The organism is Thermococcus sp., from assembly GCF_027012695.1.
In the GTDB taxonomy this organism is placed as follows: domain Archaea; phylum Methanobacteriota_B; class Thermococci; order Thermococcales; family Thermococcaceae; genus Thermococcus.
On sequence record NZ_JALUYR010000047.1, the window covers coordinates 46,871 to 62,330 of the forward strand.

Annotated in this window: 16 protein-coding genes and 1 tRNA gene; 12 read left to right on the top strand and 5 right to left on the bottom strand. The window is 56.4% G+C overall.

All coding sequences use genetic code 11. The features are described from left to right. Nucleotides 1-110: 110 nt before the first annotated feature. From MV985_RS03110 to pyrG, 8 genes are all read left to right on the top strand, one after another. Nucleotides 111-1,508 carry an MATE family efflux transporter gene (locus MV985_RS03110; protein WP_297461517.1) on the top strand — a complete coding sequence of 466 codons (1,398 nt, stop codon included), beginning with the start codon at nucleotides 111-113 and terminating at the stop codon, nucleotides 1,506-1,508. A gap of 42 nt (nucleotides 1,509-1,550) precedes the next feature. Beyond that, entirely contained in the window at nucleotides 1,551-2,354 is an 804-nt protein-coding gene (locus tag MV985_RS03115) for a DUF2334 domain-containing protein (protein ID WP_297461861.1), read from the top strand. 38 nt (nucleotides 2,355-2,392) lie between these two features. Beyond that, the gene (locus MV985_RS03120; RefSeq protein ID WP_297461532.1) at nucleotides 2,393-3,823 is read left to right on the top strand and encodes an MATE family efflux transporter; all 1,431 of its coding nucleotides are present in this window, start codon (nucleotides 2,393-2,395) and stop codon (nucleotides 3,821-3,823) included. 69 nt (nucleotides 3,824-3,892) lie between these two features. Continuing rightward, nucleotides 3,893-4,561, top strand: coding sequence for a uracil phosphoribosyltransferase (gene upp / locus MV985_RS03125; RefSeq protein WP_297461871.1), 669 nt, complete (start codon nucleotides 3,893-3,895; stop codon nucleotides 4,559-4,561). A gap of 149 nt (nucleotides 4,562-4,710) precedes the next feature. Beyond that, nucleotides 4,711-4,798, top strand: a tRNA-Leu gene (locus MV985_RS03130). Between the two features lie 169 nt (nucleotides 4,799-4,967). After that, the gene (locus tag MV985_RS03135; protein ID WP_297461882.1) at nucleotides 4,968-5,255 is read left to right on the top strand and encodes a DUF357 domain-containing protein; all 288 of its coding nucleotides are present in this window, start codon (nucleotides 4,968-4,970) and stop codon (nucleotides 5,253-5,255) included. 10 nt (nucleotides 5,256-5,265) lie between these two features. Beyond that, complete coding sequence (locus MV985_RS03140; RefSeq protein ID WP_297461540.1) at nucleotides 5,266-5,646, top strand: DUF555 domain-containing protein; 381 nt, start codon at nucleotides 5,266-5,268, stop codon at nucleotides 5,644-5,646. 120 nt (nucleotides 5,647-5,766) lie between these two features. Then, nucleotides 5,767-7,368 (top strand): glutamine hydrolyzing CTP synthase, encoded by a 1,602-nt coding sequence (gene pyrG, locus MV985_RS03145; protein ID WP_297461892.1) that lies wholly within the window; start codon nucleotides 5,767-5,769, stop codon nucleotides 7,366-7,368. A gap of 3 nt (nucleotides 7,369-7,371) precedes the next feature. Here pyrG and MV985_RS03150 read toward each other — a convergent pair whose 3' ends face one another. Further along, on the bottom strand, nucleotides 7,372-8,250 hold the full coding sequence (locus MV985_RS03150) for a hypothetical protein (RefSeq protein ID WP_297461552.1): 879 nt from the start codon (nucleotides 8,248-8,250) through the stop codon (nucleotides 7,372-7,374). Between the two features lie 134 nt (nucleotides 8,251-8,384). On the opposite strand from MV985_RS03150, the gene MV985_RS03155 reads away from it, so the two are divergent. Further along, nucleotides 8,385-8,777, top strand: a complete 393-nt coding sequence (locus MV985_RS03155; RefSeq protein WP_297461566.1) for a 30S ribosomal protein S8e — start codon at nucleotides 8,385-8,387, stop codon at nucleotides 8,775-8,777. 39 nt (nucleotides 8,778-8,816) lie between these two features. On the opposite strand, the gene MV985_RS03160 is transcribed toward MV985_RS03155, so the two are convergent. From MV985_RS03160 to MV985_RS03170, 3 genes are read right to left on the bottom strand one after another with little or no spacing between them, the layout of a single operon-like run. Continuing rightward, entirely contained in the window at nucleotides 8,817-9,896 is a 1,080-nt protein-coding gene (locus MV985_RS03160; protein ID WP_297461577.1) for an NOG1 family protein, read from the bottom strand. A 54-nt stretch (nucleotides 9,897-9,950) separates the two neighbouring features. After that, nucleotides 9,951-10,151 carry a hypothetical protein gene (locus tag MV985_RS03165; protein WP_297461589.1) on the bottom strand — a complete coding sequence of 67 codons (201 nt, stop codon included), beginning with the start codon at nucleotides 10,149-10,151 and terminating at the stop codon, nucleotides 9,951-9,953. A 57-nt stretch (nucleotides 10,152-10,208) separates the two neighbouring features. Further along, nucleotides 10,209-11,018: an MBL fold metallo-hydrolase gene (locus MV985_RS03170; protein WP_366085134.1), complete on the bottom strand. Its 810-nt coding sequence runs from the start codon at nucleotides 11,016-11,018 to the stop codon at nucleotides 10,209-10,211. A gap of 52 nt (nucleotides 11,019-11,070) precedes the next feature. Between MV985_RS03170 and MV985_RS03175 the strand changes: the two genes are divergently transcribed. The 3 genes from MV985_RS03175 to MV985_RS03185 are packed head-to-tail and all read left to right on the top strand — an operon-like array spanning nucleotide 11,071 to nucleotide 14,257. Beyond that, entirely contained in the window at nucleotides 11,071-11,880 is an 810-nt protein-coding gene (locus MV985_RS03175; RefSeq protein WP_297461592.1) for an undecaprenyl-diphosphate phosphatase, read from the top strand. Next, nucleotides 11,877-13,136 carry a bifunctional sugar-1-phosphate nucleotidylyltransferase/acetyltransferase gene (gene glmU / locus MV985_RS03180; RefSeq protein WP_297461595.1) on the top strand — a complete coding sequence of 420 codons (1,260 nt, stop codon included), beginning with the start codon at nucleotides 11,877-11,879 and terminating at the stop codon, nucleotides 13,134-13,136. Before MV985_RS03175 ends, glmU begins: the two co-directional genes overlap by 4 nt. Next, nucleotides 13,133-14,257 (top strand): DUF835 domain-containing protein, encoded by a 1,125-nt coding sequence (locus tag MV985_RS03185; RefSeq protein ID WP_297461597.1) that lies wholly within the window; start codon nucleotides 13,133-13,135, stop codon nucleotides 14,255-14,257. The genes glmU and MV985_RS03185 overlap by 4 nt, the downstream gene beginning before the upstream one ends. On the opposite strand, the gene MV985_RS03190 is transcribed toward MV985_RS03185, so the two are convergent. After that, nucleotides 14,232-15,407: a CBS domain-containing protein gene (locus tag MV985_RS03190; RefSeq protein WP_297461599.1), complete on the bottom strand. Its 1,176-nt coding sequence runs from the start codon at nucleotides 15,405-15,407 to the stop codon at nucleotides 14,232-14,234. The genes MV985_RS03185 and MV985_RS03190 overlap by 26 nt on opposite strands. Between the last annotated feature and the right edge of the window lie 53 nt (nucleotides 15,408-15,460).

Here is a 15,460-nt window from a genome sequence, read left to right on the forward strand (position 1 = left end):
CGGCTTCCTCTTTTCTACTTCGTTTTCTCCGCTTATGTGACACAACTCATTAAGGCTGGCCCTTCCATTCACCCCAAGCTTTTTATACCAACGTTTCGACAGCCATCTCAATGAAGCGAGTCGAAGCGATGCGCGAGCAGATCCTCAGCGGACCGATGGTTAAGACACTCCTCCTGTTAGCGTATCCCCTCATTATAAACCGTCTCGTTCAGGTCCTCTACAACCTGACCGACACCTACTGGCTTGGCAAACTTGGAAGGGAGGAATTGGCCGCTCCCGGAACGGCCTGGCCCCTCGTCTGGTTCTTCATGAGCATGGGGATGGGTTTTGCAACGGCAGGCTTTGCCTTCGTTAGCCAGTACGTCGGGGCGGGGAAGTACGGGAAAGCCAACAGGGCGGCTGGAGCGCTCTACTCGCTCATGACCTTCTTCGCAATTGGCGTCGGGGTATTTGGTGTTATCTCGGCTCCCTATCTCCTCAGGTTCATGAACGTGAGCGATACGGTTTACCCCCACGCCCTGGCCTACACCCGGGTTATCTTTGCAGGGATACCCTTCTCCTTTACCCTCTTCGCCTTCAACTTCCTCCTTAGGGCTATAGGGGACACTAAGACGCCGGTCAAGATAAACATAGCGACGGTTCTGCTTAACCTCGTCCTCGATCCCTTCCTGATCTTTGGCTGGGGTCCGTTCCCCGAGATGGGTGTCGTCGGAGCGGCGGTTGCGACGATGTTCTCCAACAGCCTGGGCTCGGCCATCGGCGGCTACCTTCTCTTCAGGGGCAGGGTGGGGATTCACCTGACACCCGAGGCCCTCAAACCCGATTGGCCCTTCTACCGTCGGATCTTTCGCGTTGGGATCCCCTCGAGTGTGGGCTCATCAACGACGGCCCTTGGCTTCGTAATCCTCACCAGGATAATCTTCACCCTCGGGGCGCGGTACGGTGATCCCGACGTGGCCTTTGCCACGTACTCCATAACCAATCGCCTTACAAACTTCATGTTCGCCTTCTCCGACGGGATAAGCATGGCAATGGGCACGATGGTTGGGCAGGCGATAGGGGCGGGGCTCTATGATCGGGCAAGGGCAATCGCCGAGAGGACAATGGCAATAAACTTCACGATCCTCGGCGCTGGAACGCTTCTCTTTGCCCTCTTCCGCGTTGAGATATTCAGCTTCTTCATCAACGACCCCGCCATAATAGCGGAAAGCGCCAAGGTGGTGAAGTACTTCTCGGCCTCGCTACCCTTCTTCGGCATCTTCTCTGCGGTGAACAACGTCTTCCAGAGCGCGGGGCACACGAAGAAGAGCATGCTCCTCAGCATGTTCCGGCTCTGGGGACTCAGACTGCCCCTCAGCTACGGTCTTGGCGTTCTGATGAGGGACACGGCGGGCATATGGCTGGGCATGGGGCTGAGCAACGTCCTGGGAGCTTTAGTTGCCCTCGCCTGGTTCCTGCGCGGCAGCTGGATGGTGGGCATAATCGAGGGGCACTCCGGAAAAGGGTAAGTCTTTTATACTGGTGGCGTTAACCTCTCACAGGTGCCACCGATGAAACGCTGGATCCTCCTGTCGGTGATCCTCCTTCTCCTCCTTCTGCCGATCGGTACCTTCCACAGGGGAGAAACATCCGTTCCCGGGGAAGATTCTCCCAAGGCTCCGGGATCCCTCCACAGGGTAAAAACCGACTTTCGTCACGAAAGGCCAACGGTTCTGGTCCACGACGTCACGCCCTACTACTTCGAGGAGATACGCGAGATAATCGGAGTGCTCGACGAATACAACTATTCGAACTCCACGATTCTCTTCGTCATTCCCGTTTTCGACACCACCCACTACGGGGACGAATGGGATCTGAGGAAGCACCCGGATTTCATTAGATACCTCAACGAGCTCCGTGGAAGGGGCTACCGGATAGAGCTTCACGGCTACGCCCACACCTACCATGAGTTTAACTGTTCCTACGAACTCGCCAGCGGGAAGCTCGACAAAGCCATTTCCCTGATGACATCGCTGGGCTTCAAAAACCTGAGCCTCTTCCTACCACCCGCCTGGGCCATCAACAACGAGTCCCTGCGGGCGATCCTTGAACACAACCTGACGGTCATAATGGTCGATTACATGATACTTCCAAAGGGGAGCAGGGTGAGGATAGTGAACAGAGAGTACACCTGGTACATTAACGAGAGCCAGGTTCCGGACAGGCTGCGCGTTGCGTTACACGACTACAGGATGGCCTCAAGGGAGGGGGTGCCCTTCTGCCTCTCCGTTCATCCCGGGGTCGTCAACTACGGGGGCGGACTTGACTTCCTGAGGAAGTTCTTGGAGGAGGTTGGGACGCCGGGGAGGTCATAAGCTTTTTATATCAGCGTTTCGATTGCTGTCTGATCGAAATGAATGGCGAGAAAATCCAGAGGATGCGGGAGCAAATACTCCACGGGCCTATCGAGAAGACCCTGCTCGTTCTCGCGGGCCCCCTCATCGTCAACAATCTCGTCCAGGTCGTTTACAACATAACGGACACCTACTGGCTCGGTAAACTCGGAAGGGAGGCACTATCCGCCCCCGGTACCGTGTGGCCGATAATAGGAACGCTCATGGCCCTCGGCATGGGGTTTGCAACGGCGGGCTTCGCCTTCGTGGGCCAGTACATCGGGGCGGGAGAATACGGGAAGGCCAGTAGATCCGCCGGGGCCCTCTACTCGCTCATGCTGCTCTTCTCCGTGGCAACGGCGATGGTGGCTCTCCTAGTACTTCCCCTTGCGCTCCGCTTCATGCGGGTCAGCGACAACGTCTACCCCTACGCCCTCACCTACGCGGCGATAGTCTTCCTCGGGCTGCCCTTCAGCTTTGCCTTCATGTCCTTCTCCGCCCTGATGCGCGCCGCGGGGGATACCAGAACACCGGTTAAGATAACCCTTCTCACCGTGACGATAAACACAATCCTGGACCCCTTCCTCATTTTCGGCTGGATGGGATTTTCCGGGATGGGGGTGGCCGGAGCTGCCCTTTCCACGGTGGTCTCGAACATCGTAGGTGCCCTCACAGGTTTCTACCTGATGTTCCGGGGTAAGGTAGGAGTCCATCTAACCTGGCAAAATCTGAGGCCCGACAGGGAATTCTACGGGAAAATCTTCCGCGTTGGCCTGCCTTCAAGCATCGGTCAGTCCGCCAACAGCTTCGGCTTCATCGTCCTCACTAGAATAATCTTCGGCTTTGGGGATGTTACATACGCGGCATATGTCATAACGACCAGGCTGGTCAACTTCCTGACGAGCATCTCCAGGGGAATAACCATGGCGATGGGAACGATGATAGCTCAGAACGTCGGGGCCGGGAACTACGGGAGGGCTAAGGGAATCGCGGAGCGGACGATGGCCGTGAACTTCGCCATAGCAACCCTTGCGGTTGTTGTAATAGCACTCCTCCGCGAGGATGTCTTTCGTTTCTTCCTCAACGATCCTGCGGTGATAGGGGAGAGCGGGGTGGTTCTAAAGTACTTCCTGATATCCGTGCCATTTTTCAACGGCATATTCATGGTTGTGAACAGGACCTTCAGCGCAGCGGGTCATACTAAGAAGAGCATGCTTCTCGGGATATTTCGCCTGTGGGGGCTTAGAATACCCCTGAGCTACGCCTTCGGTTACGTTGGAGCCATAACCATCCTCGGTCTTACCATACCGCTCGCGAGCCTCTTCGACTTCACGAGCAGGGGGGTTTTCTTCGGGATGGGGTTGAGCAATTTCATAGCCGCGATGATTGCGCTGGCCTGGTTCCTGCGCGGCAGCTGGATGAGGCGCATCATAGATGAGTCAAAAGGATAACCGGTCGCCCCACAAATCGTCAGGCGGAAATCTAATAAACCAGGTACCGAAGGTTCGCCGGTGAGGTCTGTGAAGAGGGACGAACGCTGGAAGGGTGTCTACTCCTTCGAGGACAGCCCCTTCATCATGGAGATTCTGACCGAATTGAGAGACGAAAAAACCGGACCGATAGCCTTTAGGAAGGGTCTCGTGAGACTCGGTCGCTACATGGCCTACGAACTGACCAAAACGATGGATGTGGAGAAAGTCCGGGTGAAAACGCCCCTCGAGGAGACGAAGGGGATGATCATAAAGGACCGGCGCAACGTGGTAATAATAACCGTCCTCCGCGCGGCAATACCGTTGATGGAAGGTTTGATAAAGGTCCTCGAGCATGCGCGCGTTGGTATCGTCTCGGCATCGCGCGGAAAGGCACCGAAGTTCGAGATAGAGATGAAGTACGTTAAGGTTCCGCAGGTGAAGGCAGAGGATACGGTCATCGTGGCTGACCCGATGATAGCGACCGGTTCGACGCTCATCAGGGTTCTCGACGAGGTCAAGCGCTACGGGAAGCCGAAGAGGCTCGTTGTCCTCGGCGTTCTCGCGGCCCCGGAGGGGATAAGCAGAATAAAGGAGGCACATCCGGACGTTGAGATTTTCGTGGCGGCCATAGACAGGGAGCTCAACGAGAAGGGCTACATTCTGCCGGGTCTTGGGGACGCTGGAGACAGGGCCTTCGGGGAACCGGTGCGACCCTGATTCTCCTTTATTGATTTTACCCCCTTCCTGGGATTACTCCGGCCTGTCAGGGGTTGAGCGGCAAAGTCTAAACTGTCCAATTCACAGGGCTTTCAGGCTAAAAATTTATAAAGTATCTTGGGTGTTCCCGTCATGGTGAACTGTCCGGCGCGGGGGTTGCCGAGCCTGGTCAAAGGCGGTGGACTCAAGATCCACTCCCGCAGGGGTTCCGGGGTTCAAATCCCCGCCCCCGCACCATTCAGCCCTTTCTGACGAAAGCGCTGGCGGAATATTGCTGACTGTTTCTTAGGTCATATATAACTCGGATTTCCATCTTAGGAAGTGCAAAGTTCGATTGGTGAAGTTGAGAAAGCCCGTGGGATAAGGTTTATAAGACGGCCTCCCAACGATGGCTGAGGCGAGACCGGTGGGACGAGAGATAACCGAGGAAAAGCTCCTGAAGTATTTTAAAATAACTGAAGAGGCCCTTAAAACCCTCGAAGTTGCCGTTCACGAGAAAAGCCTCCTCTGGGTTGCCGCTCAGGATTTTCTGACCATGGCCAAGAGCTATTTTGAGGACGCAAAATACTACTACGGGAAAGGTGACTACGTGACCGCTTTTGCTGCCCTGAACTACGCCCATGGCTTCATTGATGCAGGCGTAAGACTCGGGGTTTTCAGGGGAGAGGATGACAGACTCTTTGCCTTCGGCTGAGGTGAGGACCATGGGGGACTACGTCGTTGTTTTGGAGGCTCCGATAATAGTGAGGGACGTTGAGACTGGGGAGGATGCAATAAACGTCGCCGTTTCCAAGGTCGCCAAGGCCCTGAACAGGGAAAAGCTCGATTTCGTTCGGGTGGAGATCGGCTACTCCCGGTGTCCTGTCTGCGGTGCCCACTTTGAGAGTGCCTTTGTAATCGGCTCCGTGGGACTCGTCGGGATGTACCTCACCATAAAGGTCTACAACGCGCAGACGGTGGAGCATGCCGAGAGGATAGCCAAGGCGGTGATAGGGAAGGCACTTAAGAAAGTCCCCCTCAAGGTCTATGAGATCCATGAGCTGACGGGAGAGGATGAGGGTAACGGTTTGGAGCTGGATGGATGATCCTTTTCTCCGACCCTTTCCGACGGGTTCAGTGAAGATATCCGGGCAAGGGTTTCCAGCCCGACAAAGCTTTTAAACACCCCCCAATCAATGGACGACATAACGGATGGAGGTTTTGCCATGACTAAGTTCATCTTTGTCACCGGTGGTGTCGTCAGCGGCCTCGGAAAGGGAATAACGAGCGCCTCCCTTGGGATGCTCATGAAGGCGCGCGGATTTAGAACGACGAACATCAAGATCGACCCCTACCTCAACTACGATGCCGGGACGATGAACCCCTATCAGCACGGGGAAGTCTTCGTCCTCGACGACGGCGGTGAGGTTGACCTCGACCTCGGCAACTACGAGAGGTTCCTCGATACAAGCCTCAGTTTCGACCACAACATAACCACGGGAAAGGTCTACTCGGCCGTCATCGAGAAGGAGAGGAGAGGCGAATATTTGGGAGCGACCGTCCAGGTCATACCTCACGTCACCAACGAGATAAAGGACAGAATCCGGAGGATAGCGAGGGACTACGACGTTGTGGTCGTCGAGATAGGGGGAACGGTGGGAGATATCGAGAGCATGCCCTTCCTTGAAGCTGCCAGGCAGATGCAACTGGAGGAGGGAGGGGACAACGTTGCCTTCGTCCACGTCACCTACGTGCCCAAGCTCCGCGTTGTCGGCGAGCAGAAGACCAAACCGACCCAGCACAGTGTCAAGGAGCTCCGCTCCCTCGGAATCCAGCCGGACGTTATAGTTGCCCGCTCCGAGGATCCCCTGGAGGAGTCGGCCAGGAGAAAGATAAGCCTCTTCACGAACGTCCCGGACGAGGCGGTAATAAGCGCCCACGACGTCGAGGATACCTATGAGGTTCCGATAATGCTCGAGCGGGAGGGACTCGCGAGGTACCTCACCGGGAGACTGAACCTTCCCGAGAGAGAGCCCGATCTCGACGACTGGCGCGGGATGGTCGAGAAGTATAAGTCCCTAGAGGACACGGTCGAGATAGCGGTTGTTGGAAAGTACGTCAAGTTGGCGGACTCCTACCTGAGCATAAAGGAGGCGTTAAAGCACTCCAGTGTCGCCAGCGATGTCAAGGTGAAGATCCGCTGGGTGGAAGCGGAGGACCTTGAGAGGGGTGGCTTTAGTCTCCTCGAGGGCGTCGATGGAATCATCGTCCCCGGCGGCTTCGGTGCGCGTGGCACAGAGGGCAAGATGATGGCCATACGCTACGCGAGGGAGAACGACCTTCCGTTCCTGGGCATCTGCTTCGGCTTCCAGCTCACCGTTGTCGAGTTCGCGAGGAACGTCCTCGGACTCAAGGGGGCACATTCAACCGAGATAGACCCGCAGACTCCGTATCCGGTCGTCGATCTAATGCCGGAGCAACGCGATCTGGACAGGCTCGGAGGAACGATGCGCCTCGGTGCTTATCCTGTCCACGTAAAGCCCAACACCCTTGCGAGAAAGCTCTACGGCAGGGAGATAGTCTACGAGCGCCACAGACACCGCTGGGAGGTCAACCCCGACTACATAGAGCGGTTTGAGAAGGCCGGACTGGTGTTCAGCGGGATAGCCGGTGACGACGAGCGGAGGATGGAGATACTTGAACTTCCGGGACACAGATACTTTATAGCGACTCAGTTCCATCCGGAGTTCAAGTCCAGACCGATGAATCCCGCGCCGGTCTTCAGGGGACTAGTAAAGGCAGCAAAAGAGAGGAAGTACGGAAGCTGAGGACTAAAAGCTCATTTCCACCCCGATCGAACCTTCCTTTCCCTCTTCGGGTTCATCTCTTTTTCGGAGCTCCACGTAGAAGGAAACCCCCGCAACCCAGAGGAACTCGTAGAGGAGCGCGTTGAGGGGGGTCTGGAGGAAAGCGGATACGTAGGCCCCAGTTTTTCCGCTGAAGATCAGCGTCGAAAGAAAGGATAGGGGGGAGGAGGCAACTGAAATCCCCAGAATTCCCGCCCAGACGAGCAGTCCGAAACCAATACTCTGAAGTACGCTTCCCAGAACAAGGTTGATGGCTTTAAAGGATGCACCGATGTGACCCTTCTCGACGTAAATTGGAACCGCGAGAAGGCTGAGAACCGTGGCGAGGGCCCCAAGGGGTATCAACAGGATGAAACCGACCACAAGGAGGATGGCACCCGTGGGCAGGGTCATCAGGCCCACGCCGATGGGCACCAGGGCTACGCCGATCAGGAGCAGGGCCACAACGGTGTAGAGCAGGTTAACCGCGATAACCCCGGGGGATCTCCTGATGCCCTCCAATATCAGCCCGGATAACCGTATCTCACCGCCCCTGAGGTGCTCAAGGGCCCCCTTCACGATCCCATACTGGAAGATGGAGCTCAGCACAAAGGCTATGACCATGTAGAGGCCCATATTTTTAAGGAATTCATGGGGATGTGCCCCTTCCACCCCGGGACTGCCGTAGTGCTCCACCAGGATGTTTCCGGTCACGGATTCGTCTCCACCCGCGGGAAGCCCGGTCAGGAGGAGCTGGGCCTCGAGGGGTGCCAGGAGGAGTGCCAGGATTAGGGCCAGAAGGTACAGCCGTCTGCTCTCCAGCAGGATGGAGAAGGTGCGCGCGAATGATTCCACCGCTCCCATGCCACCACCGGGAGGAGTAAAGCTTCCACCTTTAAAGTCTTTTCCATCCGTCCCTCCCAGAAAAGCTTATAAACGAACCTCCGAAAGTGGCGATGGGTTGTAAAGGCTGATATCAATCTCATGAGGTGAGAAGAATGGCTATCTGGCAGGGAAGATCACTCAAGAAGCCCTCAGGCGGAAGGATCATCCTCGCACGGAAGAAGCGGAAGAGGGAGCTCGGAAGGGAGCCTGCGTTTACAAAGGTCGGAGAGGACAGGGAGAAGATGAAACTGATAAGAACCCACGGCGGCAACCAGAAAGTCCGCCTGGTTGAGGCCCTCTACGCCAACGTCTTCGATGGCGGGAAGGGTAAGAGGGTCAAGATACTCGGTGTCGTGGAGAACCCGGCCAACAGGCAGTACGTCAGACGTGATATCATCACAAAGGGCGCCATAATAGAAACCGAGCTCGGGAAGGCCGTGGTAACCAGCAGGCCCGGGCAGGATGGCGTCGTCAACGCCGTTCTCATAAAGGAAGAGGGCGCCTGATTCTCTTTTCCCTTCTTCGAAAATTTGAACCGGGAACATCTAGAGCCCGGACTCTTCCCGATACCGTTTTAGTTCCCTCTCCATCACCTTCCTCGCCTGCTCCTCGACCATCGGTTTAACGAGTTCGATGACCCTTCTCTTAAGCTCCTCTAGGCCCTCGCCCGTGGCAGCGGATACCCTGAGGGGTTCCAGACCCTTCGAGCGGAGAAACTCCTCCACCGCTTTCACCTTCTCTTCATCGGCTATATCCACCTTGTTGAGCACCGCTATGAAGGGGAACTCTCCGAACTCACGGTGGATCTCCTCGAAGAGGTGTATCTGCTCCTCTATCGGGTAGCCGCAGTATTCACTCGGATCAAAGACGTAAACGATAACGTCCCCCAGGTGCTTCAGGGCGAGTATGGCCTGCCGCTCAACCTCGTTCCTCTCGCTGAGCGGCCTGTCGAGAAGGCCCGGGGTGTCTATGACCTGATACTTGAGGTGGTGCTCCTCGAACTGGCCGACGTTTATGCCCTTTGTGGTGAAGGGGTAACTAGCGACCTCGGGCTTCGCGTTGGTTAATGCCCTCAGCAGAGTGCTCTTGCCCACGTTCGGGTGGCCGGCTATGACCACAGTGGGAAGCTCCAGATCGACAACCGGAAGGTCTTTCAGGACGTTTCTGGCCTGGTTGAGGTACTCGAGGTCATCGGCGATGCTCTTTATGACGTCCGCAACGCGACCATAAAAGCTCTTCCTGAGCTTTGCGATCTCCTCCGGGTTTCTGGAGTAACGTATCTTCTCGGCGTAGCGCTGCTCGAGGTTCCTTATCGTCTTAATTGCCCAGTTGACATGAGCCAGGGAGCGATGGAACTGGTCGCGGTCCACGAGAGTGTCTACCAGCTCGCGGTAGAACTCGGGCAGCTCGGAAACGCCGGGCGTTCGATCGAGGATCTTTTTCAGGTTGTCCCTGACAACGCTTGAGACGGTTCTAACGCGGAGCTCTTCCCTCTGTCTGGCCTTTGCCCTCGGTCCACCCCTGGGTGTGGAGGCGGACGCCGCCCTCTCCGCCCGCCTGAAGGCCTTATCTATGAGTTCGTCAGCGGTAAGAACAGTTGGCATCTTCTCAAAGGGATTCTTCATGGTCTCACCTGCATCTAGAAAGGGAAAGGGAGTGCTTAAAAAGTTATTCGGGGGTCAGTCGAGGGCCTTGTTTATCTCGTAACCTATCAGTGAGGCCAGCAGGACGATGAAGAACATTATGAGGGTCATCAACTTGCCGGCTTCCGAGGTACTTGTCAGCCCGGCCAATATCATCAGCAGGAACACCACCACGAGCAGGACCCCAAGCTTCTCGAAGAGTCCCTCATATCTGTTCAGGACGCTGTTGAAACTCATCTTCCCACCCCCTTTGTTTTCTAAACTAGAATGGTGCGGAGATATAAAAAAGTATCGCTAGATTTCGAATGACCTGCCGACGTGAAGCAATCCCATCCCATCCCCCAATCGGGATTTCAGGTATGCGTAGGAATCCACACCGGTGCAGTGACCTGCGTAGATTTTCCCGGCGGGGGGGTTGTTCACGATGTCATCGAGGAGTTCTCGGCCCACCCCCAGCAGGTGGAGGCCTCCCATCAGGACCCCAACTGGTCTGTCTAGAAGGTTCCGGGCATGCTGGACGATGTTCAGAACTCCCGAGTGGCCGCAGCCGGTTATCACGACACTTTCCTCACCGGAATCAATGATCAAGGCCACGTCATCGGGGACTGTGTCCCTCACGAGGTTTCCATTCTCCTCAATGTACCCAACGGCCCGGTCCCAGGTGCGTCTCGGTATCTCTCCGGAGCTCCAGATACCCGGGGCGAACTCGAAGGGCTCCCTCTTCAGTACGAACCTCGCTCCAGCGTCTTCCAGTTCCTCCCTGGTGAAGGGCATTCCGATGTTCCTCCTGAAGGGTTTGATAGCTATCCTGTGCCTGAAGATTTCCGGGTGTGCGATGACCTCCACGGGATTTCTCCTCGCCTCTAGGAGGGCCTTCAGTCCACCTGTGTGATCGTAGTGACCGTGGGTGAGAAAGACATAATCGATCTCCCCTGGGGAGACCCCGAGCTTCTCCATGTTGCCCAGCAAAACCTCACCGTCCGCCCCGGTGTCAACGAGGACTCCCGTTCCATCAACCTCAACGAAGACCGAGAAACCGTGGGCACCGAGGGGACCCTTTCTGTATCCGGCGTGGTTGTCGTAGATAACGGTGACCCTCATCATCACCCCTCGAAAGGTTTATCTTTTCCAGGTTTAAATCCCTTTGTGATCGGCCATGGTGGTCCCCTCAGACTACCTGTCATCCCTGACATCTGGTGCGATCCTGGGGTTCGTGTCCTGGTTCCCCGTGGGACCGGGCGGAAGGGCGGTGACATCCCTGCTGGAAGCCCTGGCCCCCGGTTACTCCAGCTACGTTGTTCCCGCTTACCTGGGGATCGTCTTCTCCCTCATCTTCCATCTCCGGGACTGGATAGCCCGGGCGGTTCAGGGTGTTCTTACCGGTAGATCTGGATCCGAGGTAAGGTACTTTCTCTACGCCTCTGCCTTCACAGTTCTCGTGGGCTATCCGATTATCCGGGGACTGGAGACTGTTCTGAACCCCGGGAGCTCGGACCTTCTGAACGCGGCGGTGGGGGCCGTCTTAGTAATCACAGGTGTTTTCGGCGGAAGGGTCATGTCCCTACTGGCCGGTGTCGAGGACCGTCTCAGGGAGGATCCGGATGAGCCCACCTTTCTCGACTCCCTCATCTCGGGGTTGCTCCAGGGCCTCTCCTTTGTCGGGGACGTCTCTCGAAGCGGCCTGGTGCTACTCGGCCTATCCGGAACTGGCATTGATGTGGAGAGGGCCCTGGAACTCAGCTTCCTGATAGCACCAACCTACCTCGTGATGAAGCTCGTCTCCCTTGGCCGGTGGGAGCCGGGGCTTGGGGTTACCCTTCTCTTTGCCGCGTTTCTCTCCTCCTTCGCCGTCAGCCTGCTCACCATCAGGCTTCTTCTCAGGGGGGCCAGAGCACTGGGGAGGGGCTTCCTCGTACCGTACGGTTCAGTGGCGATAGTCTTCTATCTGATGGGGGTGATGATGTGAAGGGTGTAATACTGGCTGCCGGGAGGGGCGAGCGACTCCGTCCCCTCACTGACGACCGGCCGAAGGTCATAGTGAAGGTTGCGAACAGGCCGATAATCGAGTACGTCATGGAGAACCTGGACCCCTTCGTGGACGAGTTCATAGTGGTGGTCCGCTACGAAAAGGAGAGGCTGATGAAAGCACTTGGAGACGAGTTTGGGGGCAAGCCAATAACCTACGTCGAGCAGCTTCCCGGAGAGGGAACCGCCAAGGCCATCGAGTCTACCAGAGACCTCATAGGGAATGAGGAGTTTATAGCAGTCAACGGCGACATCTACTTCGAGGAAGAGGCCGTGAGGGCACTGATAGCCACCTTCAGAAGGGAGAACGCGGACGCGGCACTCGTTGTCAAGCACTTCGGGGATTTAAGCCATTTCGGCAGGATAGAGGTGAAGGGAAACCTCGTTAGAGCGGTCCTCGAAAAGCCGGGAAAGGTTCCAGGCTACGCAAACCTTGGAATCTACGCCTTCAAGCCGGATGTGTTTGATTTCATATCCCGGACCCAGCTCAGCAAGAGGGGCGAGTATGAAATCACCGACACGCTGAACCTCATGATCGAAGCGGGGAAGAAGGTTGCCTATGCCGTTTACGACGGCTACTGGAATGACATAGGAAGGCCCTGGAACATGCTGGAGCTGAACGAATACCTCCTCAAAACCAAGCTGAAGCACGACGTCAGGGGAGAGGTGGAGCCTGGGGCGGTGCTCATCCCCCCCGTCGAGGTCGGTGAGGGAACCGTGATAAGGAGCGGCGCCTACATAATCGGCCCCGTCAAGATCGGCAAAAACTCCCGTATAGGGCCGAACTGCTTCATAAGGCCCCACACGAGCATAGGCGACAACTGCCACGTTGGAAACGCCGTCGAGGTGAAGAACTCCATCATAATGGACAACAGCAACGCGCCGCACCTCAACTACGTGGGCGACTCGATAATCGGCGAGAACTCCAACCTCGGGGCAGGAACCATAACTGCGAACCTGAGGCATGACCGGGGCAACATCAGGGTAGAGATCAAAGGAAAGCTGGAGGACAGCGGCAGACACAAGCTCGGGGCCATAATAGGCCATGGAGTTAAGACGGGCATAAACGTGAGCATCTACCCCGGCAGGAAGATAGGGAGCGGCTCCTTCATAGGGCCTGGCGCGATAGTGGACAGGAACGTCCCTCCAAGGAGCCTCCTCATCGTTAAACAGGAGAAGGAGGTCCGGAGGCTTTGAACGGTATCTATCTCCTCAACGTGCTCTCCCGCTGGATACTCCTTGGTGTGGCCTCCTACAAGGCATACCGTGAGAGGAGCATGGGCTGGGTACTCCTTTCAATGGCTTTCCTCCTGGCGGCAGTGGATCCTGAGAGGGTCCTCCTGGAACCCCTGGGTCTCAAACTCGATCCCGAGGTTTCCCGGGTTCTCGACCTTGTGGGAACTGCCCTGGAAGGGACCCTCCTGATAGTGGCGGGGGGCTACATAAATCCGACGGGTTCCCCCCTGCAAAACACTGCCATCGGCCTTTTTCTCGGTGTTCTGGCCTACATCTGGATTGTTGTTACCAGTGTCGTGGGGTCAGGGGTGGGCTTCACCGTTAGGACCTTCTTCCCCTCCCTCCTGTACGCGGGTAGCTACATATACGTGGGAATGCTCCTCTATAGATACGTGGTTTCGAGGGGTGTCCAGCTCCTCCTTCCCGCGGGGATGGTACTGCTCGGAATTCTCAACGCCACATACCCAATAACGGCCCGGTGGGAATGGTTCCTTCCCTACGGCTTCCTCATGGGAACACTTTTCAGAATAGCGATGGCGATAGGTGCTCTTGACTTCGCTTTCTGGCCCCTCCTGGTCTCCAGCGTCAGGACATTTCCCCCATACTCCCCGGTGGTTTCGGTCTTCCCGACGTTTGAGGATTTTCTCGAGCACATCGGCGATCTGCGTCGAATTCCCAATCTCCTCCTCGTGACTAGGCGTGACGTAGGATCCCTGAAGAGTGTCCTTCATCCAAACGCGCTCGTTTTCTGGGTGACGAGGGTAAAGGAGGGGGATATCTCCGACTCGCCGAGGATCTACGCCATAAGCCCGACTAAAATAGATATACTCACCCACCTCATTGCCGGGGCCGTGGACAGAAACTACAACTTCGTGGTGATTGACGGCGTTGAGTATCTCATCCTTGAGAACGGCTTCGAAAGAACCCTCAAGTTCCTCCTCAACATCAAGGACAGGGTTCTCCTCAGGGGCGGGCGGATGGTTCTCATAGTTGATCCGGACGCTCTGGAGAGGCACCAGTGGAGAATAATAGAGGCGGAGTTTAGGGGGAGGGGCCTCACCAGAGGCCCATTTTCTCGATGAAGCGCTTGTAGTATCTCGTGTCCTTTTCGAGCTCCGCCTTCTGGAGTATCTGGCGTTCTATTGCCCTCAGCGCATCGTGAACTGCCTGTATGGCGCCCCACGTTTCACCCGTGGCCACGAAGACGCCCCTGTCGGTCACTACGCGCATCCTGGCCTGGTAGAGGTGCACTCCGCGGAACTTCTCCGGGAAGCGCCTTATGTGGAGGTAGATTATTCCCTCCTGACCGAGCAGATCCTCATAGCCGTCAACGAAGCGCCTTATGTCTTCGATTATTCTCTCCCTTGTGAAGTCGCTGAGAATGTCCGCATCACCGCCGAGCTGGAGGTAGAAGCGCGCCTCCTTCTCGACCATCCTCGATATCGGCAGGAGCAGGTCCTTTACGGTGAGGACTCCAACGACCTTGTCGTTCTCGTTGGTCACGATGAGACCGTCTATGTCGTTCTCCATCATTATCTGGACGGCTTCCTTTACCCTGGTGTCGGGGCGGACGGTGATGACACCCCTTATCATTACATCGCGGAGCGGCATGCTGAAGGGTGGTATCTTCTCTCCAGCGACCTCACCGGCCTGCGCCCTGAAGCGCGGTTTGATGAACCTTATGATGAGATCATGGAGAGTGACGAGCCCCTCGAGCTTGCCCTCCTCGTTCACTATGGGTATTCTCGATATGGCGTGGTCGCGCATTGTGGCGAAGGCCTTGGCGACGGTGTCGTCCGGCTTGAGGGTGATGACCTCCCTCGTCATGAACTCCTCGACCTGTTTATTACCGAAGTCGCCCTCCGCGACCCTCTTTAGGAGCTCCAGGTCGCTTATAACCCCGATTATTTCAGCCTTACTCTCCCCGACGGGGAGAGAGCGCAGGTCGACCTCCATCATGAGCTTGGCGGCCTTGCTGAGGTCGTCGTCCGGTTTTACCACGGGTGCGGGCTTGTAAACGTCCCTCACCTTGGCCCGGGTCGGGTCCCATTTCAGGTGGGAGCGAATTATAAGGTCCTGGGTCAGGACTCCCTTGTACAGGTTCCCGTCGAAGACAAGAATCAGGTCGGGGTCTTCCTTTTCAAAAATCCCGATCGCCTCAGAAAGCGGGGCATCTATGTCTATCTTCTGGAACTTGTCCGTCATGACTTCCTGCACGGTAATACCGACCATGCCGTCACCTCCTCAACGTTTGTTCCTACGGCACCGGAGGATTTAAACCTTTT

Excerpts from the sequence above, each read along its gene's own strand:
- MV985_RS03110 (WP_297461517.1), top strand. The coding sequence starts at position 111 with ATGAAGCGAGTCGAAGCGATGCGCGAGCAGATCCTCAGCGGACCGATG.
- MV985_RS03115 (WP_297461861.1), top strand. The coding sequence starts at position 1,551 with ATGAAACGCTGGATCCTCCTGTCGGTGATCCTCCTTCTCCTCCTTCTG.
- MV985_RS03120 (WP_297461532.1), top strand. The coding sequence starts at position 2,393 with ATGAATGGCGAGAAAATCCAGAGGATGCGGGAGCAAATACTCCACGGG.
- MV985_RS03140 (WP_297461540.1), top strand. The coding sequence starts at position 5,266 with ATGGGGGACTACGTCGTTGTTTTGGAGGCTCCGATAATAGTGAGGGAC.
- pyrG (WP_297461892.1), top strand. The coding sequence starts at position 5,767 with ATGACTAAGTTCATCTTTGTCACCGGTGGTGTCGTCAGCGGCCTCGGA.
- MV985_RS03150 (WP_297461552.1), bottom strand. The coding sequence starts at position 8,250 with ATGGGAGCGGTGGAATCATTCGCGCGCACCTTCTCCATCCTGCTGGAG.
- MV985_RS03155 (WP_297461566.1), top strand. The coding sequence starts at position 8,385 with ATGGCTATCTGGCAGGGAAGATCACTCAAGAAGCCCTCAGGCGGAAGG.
- MV985_RS03160 (WP_297461577.1), bottom strand. The coding sequence starts at position 9,896 with ATGAAGAATCCCTTTGAGAAGATGCCAACTGTTCTTACCGCTGACGAA.
- MV985_RS03165 (WP_297461589.1), bottom strand. The coding sequence starts at position 10,151 with ATGAGTTTCAACAGCGTCCTGAACAGATATGAGGGACTCTTCGAGAAG.
- MV985_RS03170 (WP_366085134.1), bottom strand. The coding sequence starts at position 11,018 with ATGATGAGGGTCACCGTTATCTACGACAACCACGCCGGATACAGAAAG.
- MV985_RS03175 (WP_297461592.1), top strand. The coding sequence starts at position 11,071 with ATGGTGGTCCCCTCAGACTACCTGTCATCCCTGACATCTGGTGCGATC.
- MV985_RS03190 (WP_297461599.1), bottom strand. The coding sequence starts at position 15,407 with ATGGTCGGTATTACCGTGCAGGAAGTCATGACGGACAAGTTCCAGAAG.